The organism is Sphingomonas sp. (assembly GCF_019242355.1).
Classification (GTDB): domain Bacteria; phylum Pseudomonadota; class Alphaproteobacteria; order Sphingomonadales; family Sphingomonadaceae; genus Sphingomicrobium.
On sequence record NZ_JAFAVR010000190.1, the window covers coordinates 1 to 2011 of the forward strand.

Annotated in this window: 4 protein-coding genes; all 4 read right to left on the bottom strand. The window is 63.5% G+C overall.

Features of this window, described 5'->3' with window-relative positions:
* The coding region (locus JOZ79_RS09550) for a GTP-binding protein (RefSeq protein ID WP_294073557.1) at positions 1-131 on the bottom strand (131 nt) is incomplete at its 3' end.
* 69 nt (positions 132-200) lie between these two features.
* Entirely contained in the window at positions 201-671 is a 471-nt protein-coding gene (gene rpsG / locus JOZ79_RS09555; protein WP_294073553.1) for a 30S ribosomal protein S7, read from the bottom strand.
* 100 nt (positions 672-771) lie between these two features.
* The gene (rpsL, locus tag JOZ79_RS09560; protein WP_147044308.1) at positions 772-1143 is read right to left on the bottom strand and encodes a 30S ribosomal protein S12; all 372 of its coding nucleotides are present in this window, start codon (positions 1141-1143) and stop codon (positions 772-774) included.
* Positions 1144-1382: 239 nt separating this feature from the next.
* Positions 1383-1739 (bottom strand): hypothetical protein, encoded by a 357-nt coding sequence (locus JOZ79_RS09565; RefSeq protein WP_294073556.1) that lies wholly within the window; start codon positions 1737-1739, stop codon positions 1383-1385.
* Positions 1740-2011: the final 272 nt, after the last annotated feature.

The window sequence follows — 2011 nt, forward strand, 5'->3', positions numbered from 1 at the left end:
TGGACCTCGCCGATCTTGTAGGACTTGCCGGTGTAGTAGAGGATGCGCTCGGTCGTCGTCGTCTTGCCGGCGTCGATGTGCGCCATGATGCCGATGTTGCGATAGCGCTCGAGCGGATGGCTGCGGGCCATGATCGTCAGTTCCTTAGCAATGTAGGGAGCCAGCACGGGGCCAGCTTCCCACTGATATAGGGTGCTTTTTTACCAGCGGTAGTGGCTGAAGGCGCGGTTCGCTTCGGCCATGCGATGCGTGTCCTCGCGCTTCTTCACCGCGTTGCCGCGGTTCTGCGAAGCGTCCATCAGCTCGCCCGACAGGCGGCCCGCCATCGTCTTCTCCGACCGCGCGCGCGCCGCCGAGATCAGCCAGCGGATCGCCAGCGCCTGGGCACGCTCGGGACGAACCTCGACCGGCACCTGGTAGGTCGCACCACCGACGCGGCGGCTGCGGACCTCGATGCCCGGCTTCACGTTGTTGAGCGCGTCGTGGAAGACGCCGATCGGCTCGCGCTTCAAGCGGGTCTCGACGGTCTCGAGTGCACCGTAGACGATGCCTTCGGCAACCGACTTCTTGCCGTCGAGCATCACCGAATTCATGAACTTGGACAGGACCTCGTCCCCGAACCGGGGATCGGGAAGGATTTCGCGCTTCTCTGGGCGACGACGACGAGCCATTGGAAAATTCCTTTCTCTTCAGCCTGTTCCGGGACTTGAGGGCCCCATCAAAGTGGTACTTTGACGGGAACCCGGGAGCGCCCGGGGCTTACTCTCGTGGTTACTTGGGACGCTTGGCGCCGTACTTGGAGCGCGACTGCTTGCGATCCTTGACACCCTGGGTGTCGAGGACGCCGCGAAGCACGTGGTAGCGGACGCCCGGAAGGTCGCGCACACGCCCGCCGCGGATCAGCACGACGCTGTGCTCCTGGAGGTTGTGGCCCTCGCCCGGGATGTAGCTGATCACTTCGCGCTGGTTGGTCAGGCGAACCTTTGCCACCTTGCGCAGAGCCGAGTTCGGCTTCTTCGGGGTCGTCGTGTAGACGCGGGTGCAGACGCCGCGCTTCTGCGGGTTCTGCTCCATCGCAGGGACCTTCGACTTGGCCTTCTGCGGTTCGCGACCCTTGCGGATCAGCTGGTTGATCGTTGGCATGAAGCCCTTCACCTTTCCTTGGGTCCCACGAAAGTAGTACTTTCGTGGGAGCCTCATTGCGGGAACTCCCCGCGGTTACTTTGCTCAACATGAAAAGCGCGGAGCCTTGCGGCCAACGGCCACACGGCGACGCGCTTATGAGCAATGTTCAGCTCTTGCCCGGCGCGAGTGAGTCACGCGACGCTCGGACCGGCGGGCACATAGCCATGCACCGCCGGACGGTCAACCGCGAGCCACCCCTATTCAATCGGCGCTTCAGCACCGTCCATCAACGGCTTCGGCTTGGGACGAGGCTCTACCGGAACCGGCTCGCCGCCGTCGAAGCGCCGCGGCGGCTTCCTCTTTCGCCGAACAGGCTCGGGCCAGATGCCCCAGCGGTCGAGATAGCGCCGCGCCGCATGCAACGGATCCTGCCCGCGTCCAATCGCGCATTCGATCTCGTTCCGGGCGGCGTCCATTTCGTCGCGCATTCGCTCCAGCCGCTCGTCGAACTCGCGCCGGAACCGCTCAGCCTCCAGCTGAGCACGCTCGATGTCGACCTTGTGCCGAGCGATCATCCGCTCGAATTCCTTTTTGCTGCCGGCGTCCTCGGTCATTCGCGCGATCCCGCATCCGTGCTGCCATGGGGAAGATGGTGGGCTCGGGCGTCAGGGCAAGAGCACGCTTGCAATTGGTCGTCCCACCAAGGTCGTCTGCCGCCGGACTGTGTCAAATTACGTCGCTGCAGAGCGACGAACGTACCGAACAGACCGACAAAGGGTCAATGTCGAGGAGTGCCGCCGGTCGGTCGAACCCCGCGAGCATGTTCGACGCGCAACCAGCAATATTGGGCCTCCTGCAATGGAGGATATGATGAATTTCTTGCTAG

Excerpts from the sequence above, each read along its gene's own strand:
- JOZ79_RS09565 (WP_294073556.1), bottom strand. The coding sequence starts at position 1,739 with ATGACCGAGGACGCCGGCAGCAAAAAGGAATTCGAGCGGATGATCGCT.
- rpsG (WP_294073553.1), bottom strand. The coding sequence starts at position 671 with ATGGCTCGTCGTCGTCGCCCAGAGAAGCGCGAAATCCTTCCCGATCCC.
- rpsL (WP_147044308.1), bottom strand. The coding sequence starts at position 1,143 with ATGCCAACGATCAACCAGCTGATCCGCAAGGGTCGCGAACCGCAGAAG.